This is a genomic window from Modestobacter marinus (assembly GCF_019799945.1).
Classification (GTDB): Bacteria; Actinomycetota; Actinomycetes; order Mycobacteriales; family Geodermatophilaceae; genus Modestobacter; species Modestobacter marinus_B.
On sequence record NZ_JABGCH010000022.1, the window covers coordinates 47,606 to 64,676 of the forward strand.

General features: G+C 73.8%; 11 protein-coding genes. 4 read left to right on the forward strand and 7 right to left on the reverse strand.

From position 1 onward, the window contains the following. Window positions 1–52 precede the first annotated feature (52 nt). Complete coding sequence (locus tag HK417_RS17400) at window positions 53–1,075, reverse strand: alpha/beta hydrolase family protein (protein ID WP_222268736.1); 1,023 nt, start codon at window positions 1,073–1,075, stop codon at window positions 53–55. Beyond that, complete coding sequence (locus HK417_RS17405; RefSeq protein WP_222268737.1) at window positions 1,072–1,419, reverse strand: hypothetical protein; 348 nt, start codon at window positions 1,417–1,419, stop codon at window positions 1,072–1,074. The genes HK417_RS17400 and HK417_RS17405 overlap by 4 nt, the downstream gene beginning before the upstream one ends. Window positions 1,420–1,486: 67 nt before the next feature. Here HK417_RS17405 and HK417_RS17410 point away from each other — a divergent pair, with 67 nt between their 5' ends. Beyond that, window positions 1,487–2,044, forward strand: a complete 558-nt coding sequence (locus tag HK417_RS17410; RefSeq protein WP_222268740.1) for a helix-turn-helix domain-containing protein — start codon at window positions 1,487–1,489, stop codon at window positions 2,042–2,044. A gap of 43 nt (window positions 2,045–2,087) precedes the next feature. Here the strand turns inward: HK417_RS17410 and HK417_RS17415 are convergent, their stop codons facing one another. The 3 genes from HK417_RS17415 to HK417_RS17425 form a co-directional block, all read right to left on the reverse strand. Beyond that, complete coding sequence (locus tag HK417_RS17415; protein WP_222268742.1) at window positions 2,088–3,767, reverse strand: DUF885 domain-containing protein; 1,680 nt, start codon at window positions 3,765–3,767, stop codon at window positions 2,088–2,090. Window positions 3,768–3,836: 69 nt separating this feature from the next. Continuing rightward, on the reverse strand, window positions 3,837–4,205 hold the full coding sequence (locus HK417_RS17420) for a hypothetical protein (RefSeq protein ID WP_222268744.1): 369 nt from the start codon (window positions 4,203–4,205) through the stop codon (window positions 3,837–3,839). A gap of 100 nt (window positions 4,206–4,305) precedes the next feature. Next, complete coding sequence (locus HK417_RS17425; protein ID WP_222268746.1) at window positions 4,306–4,989, reverse strand: phosphatase PAP2 family protein; 684 nt, start codon at window positions 4,987–4,989, stop codon at window positions 4,306–4,308. Between the two features lie 371 nt (window positions 4,990–5,360). Here HK417_RS17425 and HK417_RS17430 point away from each other — a divergent pair, with 371 nt between their 5' ends. Continuing rightward, complete coding sequence (locus tag HK417_RS17430) at window positions 5,361–8,783, forward strand: protein kinase domain-containing protein (protein ID WP_222268748.1); 3,423 nt, start codon at window positions 5,361–5,363, stop codon at window positions 8,781–8,783. 165 nt (window positions 8,784–8,948) lie between these two features. Further along, window positions 8,949–11,318 carry a serine/threonine-protein kinase gene (locus HK417_RS17435; protein WP_222268750.1) on the forward strand — a complete coding sequence of 790 codons (2,370 nt, stop codon included), beginning with the start codon at window positions 8,949–8,951 and terminating at the stop codon, window positions 11,316–11,318. 55 nt (window positions 11,319–11,373) lie between these two features. Here HK417_RS17435 and HK417_RS17440 read toward each other — a convergent pair whose 3' ends face one another. After that, window positions 11,374–13,386, reverse strand: a complete 2,013-nt coding sequence (locus tag HK417_RS17440) for an alpha-amylase family protein (protein ID WP_222268753.1) — start codon at window positions 13,384–13,386, stop codon at window positions 11,374–11,376. A gap of 129 nt (window positions 13,387–13,515) precedes the next feature. Between HK417_RS17440 and HK417_RS17445 the strand changes: the two genes are divergently transcribed. Beyond that, on the forward strand, window positions 13,516–14,343 hold the full coding sequence (locus tag HK417_RS17445; RefSeq protein ID WP_222268755.1) for an SRPBCC family protein: 828 nt from the start codon (window positions 13,516–13,518) through the stop codon (window positions 14,341–14,343). A 45-nt stretch (window positions 14,344–14,388) separates the two neighbouring features. Here HK417_RS17445 and HK417_RS17450 read toward each other — a convergent pair whose 3' ends face one another. After that, on the reverse strand, window positions 14,389–16,983 hold the full coding sequence (locus HK417_RS17450) for a bifunctional FO biosynthesis protein CofGH (RefSeq protein WP_222268757.1): 2,595 nt from the start codon (window positions 16,981–16,983) through the stop codon (window positions 14,389–14,391). Window positions 16,984–17,071 lie beyond the last annotated feature (88 nt).

Sequence of the window (17,071 nt, forward strand, 5' to 3'; positions counted from 1 at the left end):
ATCCGTCGGGACCTTCCCGCGGGAACGTCCCGGTGGCTGACAGCGCCGAAGGTCAGCGGGCGGGCGAGTCGACCGCGGTGGGGTCCGCGTCGCCGGCCGCCTGCGCGGTCAGCCACCGGGTGACGCGGTCGAGGACCGCGGGCTCGACCGGGCGGCGGACCTCCTGCTTGTAGGCGCGCACCGACGGCGGGCCGGGCTGGGTGCGCAGCAGGTGGCTGACGTCGGGCGCGCACCAGGTCTCGACCGGTCCGGGCACGGCCGCGGCGATCGCGGGCAGGTCGGCCGGGTCGACCTGCAGGTCCTTGCTGCCGGTGATCGCGAGCACGGGCAGGTCGAGGCGGGACAGGTCGGGGCGGGGGTCGTGGTCCAGGTACTCGCGGAACCACGTGGCGTTCACCGCGACGCCGCCCATCCGCGCCACGTCGGTGGTGGTGGCGCGGACCTTGTCGTGGTTGCGGCTGACCTTGGCGACCAGGTCGACCCGCAGCAGTCGCAGCAGGGCGCGGACCGGTGCCGGCAGCGTGGGCGCGATCACGGCGGCCTGCCAGCGCAGCACCGCGTCCCCGCGCTGCGCGGAGCCGGCCAGCAGCACGACCCCGGCCGGGCGCGGGCCGGGCTGCCCGGCGAGCAGCCGGGCGGCGGTGTGCGCGACCAGCAGGGCACCCTCGCTGTGCCCGACGAGGAACATCCGGCCGGGGTCGGCCTCGGGCCGGGTGGCCAGCGCGCTGAACGCGGCGGCGGTGTCGTCGGCGTTGTCGAACAGCCCGGCCCGCTTCCAGCCGTTCCGGCCCTCCGTGGTCCCGTCGCGCAGCAGCCGGCTCTCGCCGACGCCGCGCTTGTCGTAGCGCAGTGAGGCGATGCCGGCCCGCGCGAGGGCGTGCGCCAGCTGCCGGGTGGAGTCGATCGGCATGCGCGGCGCGTTCGAGTTCCGGTCCAGCGGGCCGGAGCCGCTGACCAGCACCGCGGCCGGGAGCGGGCCGTCCCCCTCGGGCACGGTGAGGGCGCCGGCCAGGTCCCGGTCCGGGCCGGGGAAGCGCAGCTGCACCTCGCGCGGGGTCAGCGTGTCGGCGCTCATCGGGCAGCCCGGATGCGCGCCGCGAGACCTTGGGCGTCGTCGTCGCCGAGCAGCACCGACGCCAGCCGGTGCCCGGAGAGGGTCAGGCGCACACCGGCCTGGCCGCGGCGGGTGTCGACGAACTCGGCTCCGTTCCGGGTGCGCCAAGTGCCGATCCTCCGCCGGCCGGGCAGCTGCAGGCCCGGGGCCCGCAGCCCGCGGGTGGCCGTCAGCGCATCCGGGACGACCTCCACGTCGGTGATGGCGGCCAGCGGGATGCGGACGTCCCCGTGCAGGCCGGCGAGCTTCTCGGTGCGGGTGAGCTCGACGCGGAGCTCCTGGTCGGTGAGGTGGACAGCGCTCATGCCGTGTAGTGTTCTCAATGACAAGAACGATGTCAAGAATGAGAACAGTCAGGACGATGTGAGACACATGACGACCGCGGGGTTGCTGCTGCACCCGGTGCGGCTGCGGATCGTGCAGGCGTTCCTCGGCGACCGCGAGTTCACCACCGGTCAGCTGCACGAGCTGCTGCCGGACGTGTCCGCGGCGACCCTCTACCGCCAGGTGGCCACGTTGGCCGCGGCCGGTGTGCTCGAGGTCGCCGGGGAAAGACGGGTGCGCGCCGTGTCCGAGCGCACCTACCGCCTGCGCACCGAGGCGGCCTCGATCGGCCCGGCCGAGGCCGCCGAGCTCACGCCCGAGCAGCACCGGCAGGCCTTCCTGACCTTCGTCGCCGGGCTGCTCGCCGACTTCGACCGCTACCTCGACCGCGGCGACGTGAACCTCGGCCGTGACCTCGTCAGCTACCGCCAGATCGCGCTGCACCTCACCGACGAGGAGCTGCTGGAGCTGCTCACCGAGGTCCGCGAAGCGTACGCGCGCCGGACGTCGCTGCCCCCCGAAGGGCGCCGACGGCGGCTGCTGACCACGATCCTGCTGCCGACCGACCCGCCGGCCCCTGACCCGGGCCGACCCGCCGGCCCCTGACCCGGGCCGACCCGGCGGATCACATCCGGTCCGGCCCGGCGGATCACATCCGGGCGAGCTCCGCGGCCAGCGGGGCCAGGCCCAGCGGGCCGAGGTCGAGCGCGGCCCTGTGCCAGGCCTTGAGGTCGAACGCGTCGCCGCCGCGCCGCTGTGCCTCCTCGCGGCAGGTCAGCCACACCCGCTCACCGACCTTGTAGACCGGCGCCTGCCCGGGCCACCCGAGGTAGCGGTGCAGCTCGTCGACCCGCATCGCGTCCTCCATGTTCACGTGCGAGCGGAGGAACGCCAGCGCGACGTCGTAGGTCCACCGGTCCCCGGCGGCCCGCCCGGCCGGGATCGGCAGGTCCAGGTGGACGCCGATGTCCAGCACGACGCGGGCGGCCCGCAGCTCCTGCGCGTCAAGCATGCCCAGCCGGTCGCCGGCGTCCTCGAGGTGGCCGAGCTCGCCCATCAGCCGCTCGGCGTACAGCGCCCAGCCCTCGCCGTGCCCGGAGCACCAGCACAGCAGCCGCTGCCAGCGGTTGAGCAGCGCGGCGTTGTAGACGGTCTGCGCGATCTGCAGGTGGTGGCCGGGGACGCCCTCGTGGAAGACCGTCGTCGTCTCCCGCCACGTGGTCATGTCGCTGACGCCCTCGGGCAGCGACCACCACATCCGGCCGGGCCGGCTGAAGTCCTCGGTCGGGCCGGTGTAGTAGACGCCCTCGCCCGACGTCGGGGTCAGCCGTCCCTCGATCCGCTTGACCGGGTCCGGGATGTCGAAGTGGACGCCGTCCAGCGCGGCCATCGCCCGGTCGGCGGTCCCCTGCAGCCACTCCTGCAGGGCCTCCCGGCCGCGCACCTGACGGGCCGGGTCGGCGTCGAGCGCGGCTATGGCGCCGGCGATGCCCTGCCCCGGGGCGATCTGCTCGGCGACCGCCTCCTTCTCGGCGACGATCCGGGCGAGCTCGTCCCATCCCCAGGCGTAGGTCTCGTCGAGGTCGAGGTCGAGGCCCGCGTGGTAGCGGGACTCCAGCGCGTACCGCTCCCGGCCGACGCAGTCCCGCTCGGGGGCGACCGGCAGCAGCTCCCGCTCGACGGCGTCGGCGAACTCGACCAGCGCCCGGGCCGTGGCCTCGGCGCCGCGGGTCAGGTCGGTCCGCACCGCGTCGCCGACCTCCGCGCGTCCCACGAACTGCGCGTAGAAGCCCGGCCTCTCCGGGGTGCCGGCCCAGCGCCGGGCGATGCCCGCCGCCAGCCGCACCTGCCGGGCGGCGGAGACCTGCCCGGCGTCGGCCGCGGAGCGCAGCCCCTGCCGGTACCCGGCCAGGGCCGCGGGGAGCGCGGTGAGCCGCCGGGCGATCGTCGCCCAGTCGTCGTCGGTCTCGGCGGGCATCAGGTCGAACGTGGACCGGAAGTCCTGCAGCGGGCTGGCGATCGTGTTCAGCGAGGACGCCGCCAGCCCGGCCTCGTGCAGGGCGAGCTCGGCGCCGAGGCGCTCCAGCATCGCGCTGCGGGCGACGTCGTCGCGGCGCTCGGCCGGATCGGTCCGGTCCACCGCGGCAACGGTGCGGCGCAGCAGCTCCGCGGTCGCGGCATGCCCGTCGGGAGTGAGGTCGGGCCACTCGTCGTCGTGCCCGGGGACGCCGATGTAGGTGGCGACGGTGGGCTGGTCGGCGGCGTACTCGTCGACGAAGCGGTCGGCCAGCTGGTCGAGCTCGGACGGCGGACGCGTGGGCTCACTCACATCCGGGACGTTATCCCGCGCCCCAGCGCAGCCCGCCCGGGGTCCGGCCCCTGGACCGGCACGGCGGGGTCAGCGCCGCTCGGGCTCGGCCGGCACCCCCGGGTCCACCCGCATGGGCAGCTCCGCCTGCACACGGCGCCAGTGGTAGACGTACAGCGGCCCGGCGATCAGCAGCGTGGTGGCCCCGCCGACCATGTCCAGCACCGACTGCCGCCGCTGGGAGTCGCGGGCCCGCTCCTCCTGCCGCTGCTGCTCCTCCTCGGTCAGGTCCTCGACGGGCGCCTCGTAGTAGTAGCCGAAGTAGCCCGGGTCCGGATACAGCAGCGACACGGTGCTGCGGACGAACTGGACCGCCGCGAAGATCGACACCACCAGCGTGATCAGGCAGACCAGGTACAGGTAGAGGTTGCGCAGGTTGAAGCGCTCGGGGAGGGCCACGGTGGCTCCTGTCTGGGTGCGCCGATGCCGTCGGGTGAGGGGCATGGTGCCGTCGACCGGCCGTCCGGGACGCGCCCCGGACCGTCACGCTGCGCAAGCGTTACCGAACGGGCGCGCGGGGCGGCGTCGGTGGGACGAGCCTGAGGACGACGAGCAGCCACGGCACGGCGAACGCGACGCTGCCCAGCACGTCGGTGGGGAAGTGGGCGCCGCGGTAGAGCCGCGCGACCGCCACCACCGCCACGACGACCACCGCGGCGGTCAGCACCAGCCAGCGCCACCAGGCCCGGGTCGCGGCCAGCACCAGGGCCGCGATCCCGCCGTAGAGGCAGATGGCCGCGGCCGTGTGCCCGGACGGGAAGCTGGAGGTGGGCGGGAGCTCGGCGTCGAGGTGCACCACCGGCGGCCGCGGCCGGTCGATCAGCGCCGTCGTGGTGAGGAAGATGGCCAGCTCACCGCCGAGGGCCAGCGCGAGGACCGCGGCCGGACGCCAGTGCCGGAGCGCGAGCGACCCGGCCGTCGCGGCGACCAGGCCGACGGCGGCGACCACGGCGGTGTTGCCGAGCTCGTCGAGCGTGTCCGAGGCGGCGTCGAGGGTCGGCGTGCGCTGGTCGGCGAACCACTCGTCGGCGCCGGAGTCCACCTCCTCGACCGCCGTCCCGGTCTCGGCCCGGGTGACCAGCAGGCCGATCCCCACGGCCAGACCGAGGAGGACGACGGCGGCGAACAGCAGCCCCAGTGCCGTCGTCCACGGACTACGGCCGGCCGCACTGCGAGACCTCACCGACGGAGGGTGGCGCATCCGGCTCCTTCATCGGGGCATTGCCGGCGTCGGCCGGGTGAGCGGAGGATGCCCGAACGGGATCGGGGACGAGGCCACCGGCGCAGCCACGCTGCAAGCGTCATCTGTGCGGCGGCGCAGGCGCGTTGGGAGCGTGCCGCGAACAGCCTCGCATTCGCGCCGACGGCGTCCCGCGGTCCGGACACGGGGGTCGATCACCGACGCGAGGAGCCGCACACCCTGGCGACGGCGCGCCGGTCCTGCTCTGATTGAGCGCCGTCGGCGCGGAACCCGCCACCGGTACTGCCCCGCTGCCGCGGAGCCACGGGGCGAGCCGGCGCGAGCGAGCCCCGGGCTGAGTGGAGGCGGTCGGCATGACGATGTTGCAGTCGGGCAGCGAGATCGCCGGCTACCGGATCGAGTCCCTGATCGGTCGGGGTGGCATGGCGGTCGTCTACCGCGCCGAGGACGTGCGTCTGGGCCGCAAGGTCGCGTTGAAGCTCCTTCCGCCTCAGCTTTCCGACAACGAGCAGTTCCGCCAGCGTTTCATCCAGGAGTCACGGCTGGCGGCGTCGCTGGAGCACCCGAACATCGTGCCCATCTACGGCGCCGGGGAGGCCGACGGGCAGTTGTTCATCGCGATGCGGTACGTCCTGGGCAGCGACCTGAGGGGCCTGCTGTCGCAGCAGGGTGGTCCCCTGCCGCTGGACCGGCTGCTGCGGCTGTCCAGCCAGATCGGGGATGCGCTGGACACGGCACACCGGGCCGGACTGGTGCACCGGGACGTCAAGCCGGACAACCTTCTCGTCGCCGCCAGCCGCGACAACCCGGGTCAGTCCAAGGGCGACCACTTCTACCTGACCGACTTCGGGATCACCAAGCGCAGCACCGAGCTGTCGGGCGGGCTGACGGCCAGCGGACAGTTCCTCGGCTCCGTCGACTACGTCTCCCCCGAGCAGATCCAGGGTAAGCCGGTGGGGGCAACGGCGGACATCTACTCGCTGGGGTGCGTGCTCTACGAGTGCCTGACCGGGCAGCTGCCCTTCCGCCGGGACGACGACGCCGCGCTGCTGTGGGCCCACCTCGTCGACATACCGCCGCCGATCACGGGGATCCGCCCCGAGCTGCCCGCGGCGGTCGACGCCGTGGTGGCGCGGGCCATGGCCAAGGAGCCGGTGGACCGCTACGCGTCCTGCCAGGAGCTCGTGGACGAGCTCGCGCAGGCCCTCGGCATGCAGGCCCCCGTGTCCTCGCCGGGTGGCCGGTCGACGGGGGACGGTGGAGCGGCCGAGCCCCGCGACGACGCGACGCCCGACGGCCTCCGAGCGGGATCGGGCGTCGAGGACGTTCCCGGCCGGAGCCGGCAGCCGCCGTCGCCCTCCGGCCCGTCCGAGCACGTGTGCGTCCCAGCGGACGCCGCACCCGGGGCCGCCCCGCCGGCGGCCGCCGAGACGGATTCCGAGGACCCGCTCGCCGTCCCCCTGGAGGTGCGCGCGGGGGACCGGCGATGGGTCGTACCTCCGTGGGAGACCGTCACCCTTGGTCGCGACATGGAGGTCGGCGGGCCCATCACGGACGGGCGGGTGTCCCGTCACCACGCGACCGTCCAGCACGGCTCGGCGGGGTGGGTGCTCAGCGACCACAGCCGCAACGGCGTTTTCCTGGCGGGCCGGCGCACACCGCGAGTCCTGCTCACGGGTTCCACGGTCGTCTCGCTCGGGCACCCCGTCGAGGGTGTCGCGGTCACCTTGACCCCGCTCGCTACGACACGTGACGTGCCCGGCGGGGCGCCTCCCACGCACGCGGCGCTGTCCGCCGTGCACCACCTCCCGCCGGATCGGCTCGCCATCGGACGTCTGCCGGACAACGACGTGGTGGTGGACGACCTCCTGGTCTCCCGTCACCATGCAGTTCTCGAGCGGAGCCCGGAAGGCTGGCGGCTGCGGGACCTGAACAGCGCGAACGGGACGTTCCTGAACGGCCGGGGGGTCGACGAGGCGCTCGTGGCCGAGCGAGACCTGATCGGCGTCGGACGCACCCTGCTGCAGCTGTCCGGTGATCGGCTGGTGCAGTACGAGGACCGGGGGGACGTCGACATCGAGGCCGACGACCTGGTCGTGATCCGCGACGGTCGGCGATTGCTCGACGGGGTGGGATTCCGTCTACCGGGCCGGAGTCTGCTGGCAGTCCTCGGTCCGAGCGGCTCGGGCAAGTCGACCCTGCTCGGCGCGTTGACCGGGACCCGCCCGGCCGACTCGGGTGCGGTCAGCTACGGCGGCCGGGACCTCTACGACGAGTACGAGGAGCTGCAGCAGCGGATCGGGGTCGTCCCCCAGGACGACATTCTGCATCCGCAGTTGACCGTGCGTCGCGCGCTGTCGTACGCGGCCCGCCTGCGCTTTCCGCCGGACGTCCCGGCCGTGGTCCGGGAGCAGCGCATCCAGGAGGTGCTCGACGAACTGGGACTCGCCGAGCGCGCCGACCTCCGCATCGACCGCCTGTCCGGTGGCCAGCGCAAGCGGACGAGCGTGGCCCTCGAGTTGTTGACCCGGCCCTCCCTCCTCTTCCTCGACGAGCCCACCTCGGGACTGGACCCGGGGCTCGACAAGCAGGTGATGGGGAGCCTGCGGGACCTCGCGGACGGCGGTCGCACCGTGGTCGTGGTCACGCACAACGTCGCCAACCTGGACGTGTGCGATCAACTCGTGATCCTGGCCCCGGGAGGTCGGGTCGCCTACGACGGCCCACCGCGCCGGGCACTGGACTACTTCGGCGTCACGGACTTCGCGGACATCTTCACGCAGTTGGAGAACGACCCGGCGACCGATTGGGCCGCCCGGTTCCGACGCTCGGACATCGCCCCTCGGCCACCCACCCGGCCGGCGCGTCGAGCGGCTCCTGCCACCGCTGCGCCACCACGGCGATCGGGCTTCACCCAGTTCCCCGTCCTGTGCCGTCGGACGTTCGACGTGATGCTGGCCGACCGGACCTACCTGGCCTTCCTCGCCCTGCTGCCGGTCCTGTTGAGCGGTGTCGCGCACGCCCTCCCCGCCCCGCACGGACTCTCGACCGCGCGGGGTGATGTCACCGCGACGCAGCTCCTGCTGGTGCTGACGATGTCCGGCACGTTGATGGGCACCGCCTCATCGATCCGTGAACTGGTCAAGGAACGCACCATCTACGAGCGTGAGCGATCGATCGGGTTGTCGAGCACCGCTTACCTCGCCGCCAAGCTCACCGTCCTGGGTCTGGTGACCGCTGTCCAGGCAGCCGTGTTCTGCGCCGTGGCGCTGCTGGGCCGGGCGGGTCCCGACGGCGCGACGACTCTCGGGTCGGGGCGTCTGGAGATCGCGGTGAGCGTCGTTGCGGTGACGTGCGCGTCCATGGTGCTGGGCCTGGTGATCTCCACGGCGATCGGCAACGCCGACCGAGGCATGCCGCTGCTGGTTCTCACGGTGATGGTGCAGCTCGTCCTGGCGGGCGGGCTGTTCCCCCTCGTCGGCCGGGCCGGTCTCGACCAGCTCTCCTGGATCCTCCCGTCGCGCTGGGGCTTCGCGATGGGAGCAGCGACCATGGACCTCGGCAGGGTGCCTCCGCCGGTCGACGACCCGCTGTGGCGGCACAGCGCGAGTGCCTGGACCGCCGATCTGCTCGTCCTCGCGGCACTGGCCCTCGTGATGATCTGCGTGGTCGCCTGGGGCCTGTGGCGGTCCGATCCCACCCGTCAGCGTCGTGCGACCCGCCTACGACGTAGGCCCACGCACGCCGACTCCCGACCCGGAGTGGCCGCGGCGTAGCCGGTCGACCCCTCAGCGCGATGGCCTCACCGCGCGAGCACCCCTCGCTACGGCTGTCGCGGCTCAGCGGCGCGGATGTACCTCGTGGAACTGGAGACTCGTGCGAGCCGACGACCAGGCCAGCCCACGGCGCGATACGCGGCACCCGAGGCCTCGGGAGGAACCTTGGACCCACAGACCTTCGGTCCGTACCGGCTGGAGGCACTCATCGGCCACGGCGGCATGGGCGAGGTCTACCGGGCCTACGACACTGTGCGTGAGCGGACGGTGGCGCTCAAGCGACTACGCCCGGAGTTCGTGGCCGATGAGAGGTACCGCGCCCGGTTCCTCAGGGAGTGCCACGGTGCCGCGGGGCTGACGGAGGCCCACGTCATCCCGATCCACGACTTCGGGGAGATCGACGGCCGGCTCTACCTCGACATGCGACTGATCGAGGGCCAGGACCTCGGTGAGCTGCTGGCGACCCTGGGCCCGCTGCCGCCTCACGCGGCCGTCGACGTCGTCGAGCAGGTCGCGGCCGCACTCGACGCCGCACATCGCGCGGGACTGGTGCACCGCGACGTCAAACCGTCGAACGTGCTGCTCGGTGGCGACGCTCCCGCCCGCCACTGCTACCTGGCCGACTTCGGGCTGACGGGAAAGGTCGGCCACGGCAGCGTCTCGCTGACCGCGACCGGGACCACGGTCGGGACGCTGGACTACATCGCGCCAGAGCGGCTGACCGGCCGCCCCAGCGACCACCGGGTGGACGTGTACTCGCTGGCCTGCCTGCTGCACGAAGCGCTGACCGGGCACCCACCGTTCGAGGCCGACGAACTGCCGGCGATGATCCACTCGCACCTGAACCTGCAACCGCCGCCGGCCTCGGCGCTCGTCGCGGGTGTACCGGCGACGCTGGACGCGGTCATCGCGCGGGGCATGGCCAAGGACCCCGACGCCCGGTACGGGAGCGCCGGTGAACTGGCTGCCGCCGCACGCGCCGCGATCAGCGGGCCGGTCGCGGCGTCGCCGATGACCGATGTCGTCGAGACGGGGGTCGCCGGGTTCGGGCCGGTGCCGCCGCCGGCGACCGGCTCGGCCGAGACGGGGCCCGCCGAGGTGGGGCCGGCGATGCCGCCGACGGTCGGCTCGACCGAGACGGGGATCGCCGAGGTCAGGTCCGCGAGAGCACGTCGTGTCCGCTCGCCCGCTCCGCGGCGACGGCGCCGCCTGGTGTCCAGGCTGCTCGTCCTCGGTGTGCTCGTCCTCGCCCTGGGGGCGGTCATCGAGGCGGTGACCCTGTTCGGTTCGGACGACCCCACGGTGGTCCGGGCGGAGGCCGCCGGCGAACCGGGAGAGGCACCCTTCACCCCACCCGCGAGCGAGGAGCAGCCCCAGCAGGCGCCCCCGCCCGGGGCGAGCGGCACGGTGTCCGGCGATGCTCCGGGTCTCTACGGCGGCTCGGGGACCGATGAGTGCCGTCCCGAGGACATCGCCTCGTTCCTGGACGCACATCCCGATCGGGCAGCGGCCTGGGCGGGGGCGCAGGGGATCCAGACCAGCGAGATCCGGTCGTTCCTCGGCCGGCTCACCTCGCTGACCCTCCGCGCCGACACGGCCGTGACCAACTACGGCTACCGGGACGGTGTGGCCACCCCGATCCAGTCCGTCCTGCAGGCAGGGACGGCGGTGCTCGTCGACGAGCGCGGCGCACCGCGGGTGCGGTGCGCGTGCGGCAACCCGCTCGGACCTCCGGCACCGCGGACGGCGGTCCGCTACGAGGGTGCGACGTGGTCGGGGTTCTCGCCGCGGGCAGTCACGGTCGTCCGGCCCGCACCAGCGCCGGTCCAGGAGTTCGTCATCGTGGAGCCGGACACCCAGGCGGTCGTTGCCCGCCCCTGCGCGACCACGGGGCAGCTGGACCACCCCGTCGACCCGGCAGCGGTCGAAGCTGCGCTGGCCCTGTGGAGACATGTGGAGGCAGAGGCCTCGGCATTTCCGGCCGCGGGTGGGTCGAGCTCCCGGTCGAGCAAGGCCGATTCTCACGACGAACCAAGCGGGACAACGGGTACTAGGGAGGACACGGGATCCACGACATCGGGATCGAAGGAGTCCTCGTCGTCCTCGTCGCCGTCCTCGAAGTCCCAGCCGAGCTCGGCACCGGAGTCCGAGGCGCCGGGATCCCCGCCATCCTCGGAGTCGAAAGTTCCGCCAGTCTCGGACTCGGTGTCTCCACCGCCGCCGGACTCGGTGTCTCCTCCGCCGCCGGACTCGGTGTCTCCTCCGCCGCCGGACTCGGTGTCTCCTCCGCCGCCGGACTCGGTGTCTCCTCCGCCGCCGGACTCGGTGTCTCCTCCGCCGCCGGACTCGGTGTCTCCTCCGCCGCCGGACTCGGTGTCTCCTCCGCCGCCGGAGCCGGTGTCTCCTCCGCCGCCGGTGTCTCCGGCGCCGCCGGTGGAGGACCCGGCGCCGCCGGTCGAGGACCCGCCGTCGCCCCCGGAGTCCCCGCCGGCGAGCGGGTCGACGACCGGGACCGACCGATGGGCACGGACGTGATCCGCCGGCTTTCGACAGGTGTGAAGCCGGACAATCTGGCCGTCTGGGGTGCCGCTCAGGGCTCGGCGTACCAGGCGAACCCGAGCCCCGGCACGACCAGCCCGCCGTGCTCCACCCGCAGCGGGCCGTCGCTGGCCAGCACCAGCTCGTAGCTGCCGAAGCCGGTGACCGTGTCGGCGTCCACCACCTCCGGGTCGGGGGAGAAGTTGGCCAGCCCGACGAAGGCCCCGCTGCGGGGGTGCCGGCGCCGCCAGACGAGGACCCGGTCGCTGCCGGCGTGCAGGACCGACGGCTCGGAGCCGCCGCGCAGGGCCGGCAGCGACCGCCGCACCTGCCCGAACCGGCACATCCGGGCGTACACCCGGCCCTCCAGGGTGGTGGGGTCGTGCCGCCGTCCGGCCGCCGGCCAGTCCATCAGCGGGCGGTGCATCCAGCGGTTGTCCGGCGCCCGGGACGGGTCCTCGAGGTAGCGGTCGTCGTTGAGCAGGGCGATCTCGTCGCCCATGTACAGCAGGGGCACGCCGCCGTAGGCGAAGGCGACGGAGTAGAGCAGCACCAGCCGCCGGATTCCGGCCTCCACGGCGTCGTCGTCGCCGCGTTCGAGCGCCGCCTCGATCCCGCACAGCGACGCCGCCGACCCGGAGATGCGGGCGTCGCCGGTCAGCGCGTTCTCCTGGAACAGCGCGCCCCGGGACGAGGACGCCGGGTAGTGGCCGGCGAAGAAGTCGTTGAGGAACCGGCGGTGCGAGTGCCCGCCCACGCCGATCGCGGCGGCGTCCTCGTCGGTGACCGCCCACCCGATGTCGTCGTGCCCCCGCACGTAGGTCACCCAGCTGGCGCGGGAGGGGATCGGCCGCATCCGGCGCAGTGCGGTGCGGGCCAGCCGGGCGTCCTGGGTGGCCAGGCTGCTCCACAGCAGCACCATGAGCTGGTTGTGGTAGGCCAGCTCGCACTCGGGCCGCTCCCGCTCGTGGCCGCCGAGGTAGGGCACCAGGTCGTCCGGGGCGACGATCGCCTCGGCCTTGAAGACGACGGCCGGGGCGGCCATCCGGGTGAGCGCGTGCAGCAGCTGCACCAGGTCGTGCACCTCGGGCTGGTTCTGGCAGCTGGTGCCCAGCCGCTTCCACATGAACGGGATGGCGTCCATCCGGAACACCTCGACGCCGCGGTTGGCCAGCCAGGTGATCTCGCCGAGCATGGCCAGGGTGACCTCGGGGTTGGCGTAGTCGAGGTCCCACTGGTAGCTCCAGAACGTCGTCCACACCCAGCCGCCGGCGCCGCCGCGGGCCTCCGGCACCCAGGTGAACGACCCGGGCGACCGGTCGGGGAAGACCTCGGGGATGGTCGCCTCGTACGCGTCGGGCATCGTCCGGTCGGGGAACGCGGTGTAGAAGCCGGCGTAGGCGGGATCCCCGGCCAGCCAGCCGCGCGCCCAGGGGTGCTCGGCGGCGGTGTGGTTGAGCACCAGGTCGATGCACAGGCTGATGCCCCGCTCGCGCAGCGCCGCCGCCACCGTCTCCAGGTCCGCCATCGTGCCCAGCCGCGGATCGACCTGGCGGTAGTCGGCGACGGCGTAACCGCCGTCGTTCTCGCCCTCCCGCGGCCGCAGCAGCGGCATCAGGTGTAGGTAGGTGGTGCCCAGCTCGGAGAGGTGGTCCAGCCGGCCGGGGAGCTCGGCGAGCGTGCCGCTGAAGTGGTCGACGTAGCAGACGTAGCCCTGCATCCGCTCGTGCTGGAACCAGCCGGGGTCGATCTCGCGGCGGCGGTCGAGGCGCCGGAGCTCCGCCGGTCGCTCCGCCGCGGCGGCCAGGACGGTGCGCAGCGCCCGGGCGAGCAGCTCGTCGGGATCGGCGCGGGCGCCGTAGAGGGCGACGAGGGGCCCGTGCGCGTCGGCCAGCGCGATCTGCACCCGGGTCAGGAAGGCCTCGGCCTCGTCCGCGCCGAGCGCGGCGACCGCGTCGGCGGCCAGCCCTGGGGACAGCCGCTGCCACGCCTCGTCGGCGAGCTGCCCTGCCGACCGCCGGCCGGTCGGGTCCAGAGGGGCGGACGACCGGCGCGGAGGCTGCACGCGGGCAGTATGCCGTCCCCCGACCACCACGGTGACCGGGTCCACGGTCGATGCGTAACAGTGCTGCCGAGACGGGTACGCCCGGGGTCCCGTAGCCCGTGCGGGTGCCCTGCGACGAAGGAGATGGCCATGAGCACCAAGGTCGAGGAGTCGATCCAGGTCGACGTCCCGGTGAGCACCGCCTACAACCAGTGGACGCAGTTCGAGGACTTCCCCCACTTCATGGGCGGGGTGAAGGAGGTCCACCAGCACGACGACCAGCGCCTGCACTGGACGGCCGAGATCGCCGGCGTGCGGCGCGAGTGGGAGGCCACCATCCTCGAGCAGGTACCGGACCAGAAGATCGCCTGGGCGGCCACCGAGGGGGCCACGAACGCCGGCGCCGTCCGCTTCGTCTCCACCGGGCCGACGTCCACGACCGTGTACCTGACCCTGGAGTACGAGCCCGAGGGCCTGGTCGAGCAGGCCGGGGACAAGCTCGGCATCGTGGGACGCCAGGCCAAGGCCGACCTGAAGCGGTTCAAGGAGCTCATCGAGAGCGAGGGCTACGAGAGCGGCGCCTGGCGGGGCACGGTGAACGCGGGCGCCGGCGTCGGGACCCCGGGCGTCGAGGCCGCCGCGGCCTCGCGAGGGGACAGCGGCAAGGCGGGGATGTCCCCGACGGCCAAGATCGCCGGTGCGGCGGCGGCGGTGGCCGGCGTCGCGGCGGCGGGTGCCGCGGTGGCCGCGTCGAAGAGCGGGGAGACCGAGGAGCGGGACGTGCGCGAGTCCCAGCCGGTCACCATCGCCGAGGAGGTCACCGTCGTGGAGCAGCCGCCGCCGGACACCGTCCGCACCGACGTGCTCGTGGACGAGTCGGGGACGGCGGGCTACTCGACCACGCCGTCCACGGAGGGCGTCGAGACCGGGACCCAGCGGCCTGACGACGACCCGATGATCGGCGGCGGCAGCCGCTGACCGCCCGCGGCCGGTGGGGGAGCTTCCCCCACCGGCCGCCTCCTTTCAGACCAGCTTGAGCGCTCGGCGGCCCGCCTCCGAGCGGGCGGTGGCGAGCCGCTCGGCCGTCGGGGTGCCGTAGTCGGTGGTGCGCTGCCGCGCGGGCCGGCCGATCGCGGCGGCCATCGCCTCCAGTTCAGCGACCGTCTTCAGCGACCCGTTCCCCGAGCCGGCCATCCGGCTGATCGTCTCCTCCATCAACGTGCCGCCGAGGTCGTTGGCGCCGCCGTTCAGCATCGCCTGGGTGCCGGCGTCGCCGAGCTTCACCCACGAGGTCTGGATGTTGGGGATCCGCCCGTGCAGCAGCAGCCGCGCGACCGCGTGGACGGCCCGGTTCTCCCGGTTCGTCGGCCCGGGTCGGGCCACGCCCGCGAGGTAGATCGGCGCGTTGTGGTGCACGAAGGGCAGCAGCACGAACTCCCGGAACCCGCCGGTCTCGTCCTGGACCCCGGCCAGCGTGCGCAGGTGTGCCACCCAGTGGGCGGGGGTGTCGACGTGGCCGTACATCATCGTCGACGTCGTCGGCAGCCCGACCCGGTGGGCGGTCGTGACGATCTCCAGCCAGGTGGCCGTGGGCAGCTTGCCCTTGGTGAGCACCCAGCGGACGTCGTCGTCGAGGATCTCCGCGGCGGTGCCCGGGAGGGAGTCCACGCCGGCCTCCTTCGCGGCGACCAGGAAGTCACGGAACGACAGCCCGGTGCGAGCCGCGCCGTTGACCACCTCCATCGGTGAGAAGGCGTGCAGGTGGATGTCCGGCTGCCGGTCCTTCACCGTGCGCGCGAGGTCCAGGTAGGCGGTGCCGGGCAGGTCGGGGTGGATGCCGCCCTGCATGCAGATCTCGGTGGCCCCGCCGGCCCACGCCTCGTCGACCCGGTCGCCGACCTGCTGCATCGACAGCGTGTAGGCGTCGGCGTCGGTGCGCCGCTGGGCGAACGCGCAGAACCGGCAGCCGGTGTAGCAGACGTTGGTGAAGTTGATGTTCCGGTTCACCACGTAGGTGACGTCGTCGCCGTTGACGTCCCGGCGGACGGCGTCGGCCAGCGACGCGAGCGCCGCCAGGTCCGGTCCGTCGGCACCCAGCAGAGCCAGGTACTCGGCGTCGGTCAGCCCGGCCGGGTCGGCCTCGGCGTGCCGCAGGGCGGCGCGCACCTCCGGGTCGCCGACGGTCAGCGCGGTGGACCGGCCGTCCCGGGCGGCGACGGTCTGCTCGCGCAGGTCGGCCCAGTCGCCGTACACCGCGTCGAAGTCGCTGCGCCGGTCGCCGGTCCGCCCGACTGTGTCGACCTCCACGTGCAGGTCGACCCGGCCCGAGGAGGTCCACGCCTCGTCCGGCTCCTGCCACGGCAGCCCGGCCGGGATGCGCCCCTCGACGGCGAGCCCGTCGGGACCGGACAGCGCCGCGACGTGCGGACGCACCCGCGGGTCCAGCCACGGCTCGGGCTGCTGCACGTAGCCGGGCTGGGCGGCCAGCCGCTCGCGCAGGGTGAAGCCCGCCTCGGCGGAGAGCGCCGCCAGCTTGTCGGTGTTCGGCCAGGGACGCTCAGGGTTGACGTGGTCGGGGGTAAGCGGGCTGACCCCGCCCCAGTCGTCGACGCCGGCGCGCAGCAGCAGCCCGAGCTCGGTGGAGTCCGACAGGTTCGGCGGTGCCTGCACCCGGGCCTTGGGGCCGAGCAGCAGCCGGGTGACGGCGACGGCGGCGACGTACTCCTGCAGGTCCAGGTCGTCGTGCCCGGCCATCGCGGTGCGCGGCTTGGCCCGGAAGTTCTGCACGATGACCTCTTGCACGTGCTGGTGCCGCCGCGCCGACGCCCGGATCCGGAGGACGGCGTCGACCCGCTCGGCGTAGGTCTCGCCGATGCCCAGCAGCACCCCGGTGGTGAACGGGACGGCGGAGCGACCGGCGTCCTCGAGCACCCGCAGCCGGACGGCGGGCTCCTTGTCCGGGCTGCCGAAGTGCGGACCGCCCGGCTCCGACCACAGCCGGGTCGCCGTCGTCTCCAGCATCATGCCCATGGACGCCGACACCGGCTTGAGCCGCTGCAGCTCCTCCCACGACAGCACGCCCGGGTTCAGGTGGGGCAGCAGCCCGGTCTCCTCCAGCACCCGGATCGCCATCGCCCGCAGGTAGGCCAGCGTCGAGTCGAAGCCGTGCGCCTCCAGCCACTCGGCGGCCACCGGCCAACGGTCCTCGGGGCGGTCGCCGAGGGTGAAAAGCGCCTCCTTGCAGCCCAGCGCCGCACCCTCCCGGGCGATGGCGAGCACCTCGTCGGGGGAGAGGAACGGCGCTCGGCCCTCGGCGCGCAGCTGCCCCGGGGTGGTGACGAACGTGCAGTAGTGGCAGCGGTCCCGGCACAGGCGGGTGAGCGGGATGAACACCTTGCGGCTGTAGGTCACCACGCGCGGCCGCCCGGCCGACGCCAGCCCGGCGTCGCGCACAAGCCCCGCGGCTCCGAGCAGCCGGTCCAGCGGTTCGCCGTCGCCCAGGCCGCGGGCGTGCAGCAGCACCTCCGCCTCGGTGGCGTCCAGGGGCTGACCGCGCTCGGCGCGGACCACGGCCCGGCGGACGGCGGTGGCGGAGGGGGACAGCGGCGACTCGGTCATCGACGGCGACGCTAGCCGAAGGACCCCCTGCCGCTGGCCCCCGTGCCGGGTCCCGCCGCGAGCTTGCGAGCGGTGGGGGGCAAGGGGG

Coding starts and splice junctions, on each gene's coding strand:
- HK417_RS17400 (WP_222268736.1), bottom strand. CDS start 1,075: ATGAGCGCCGACACGCTGACCCCGCGCGAGGTGCAGCTGCGCTTCCCC.
- HK417_RS17405 (WP_222268737.1), bottom strand. CDS start 1,419: ATGAGCGCTGTCCACCTCACCGACCAGGAGCTCCGCGTCGAGCTCACC.
- HK417_RS17410 (WP_222268740.1), top strand. CDS start 1,487: ATGACGACCGCGGGGTTGCTGCTGCACCCGGTGCGGCTGCGGATCGTG.
- HK417_RS17430 (WP_222268748.1), top strand. CDS start 5,361: ATGACGATGTTGCAGTCGGGCAGCGAGATCGCCGGCTACCGGATCGAG.
- HK417_RS17445 (WP_222268755.1), top strand. CDS start 13,516: ATGAGCACCAAGGTCGAGGAGTCGATCCAGGTCGACGTCCCGGTGAGC.
- HK417_RS17450 (WP_222268757.1), bottom strand. CDS start 16,983: ATGACCGAGTCGCCGCTGTCCCCCTCCGCCACCGCCGTCCGCCGGGCC.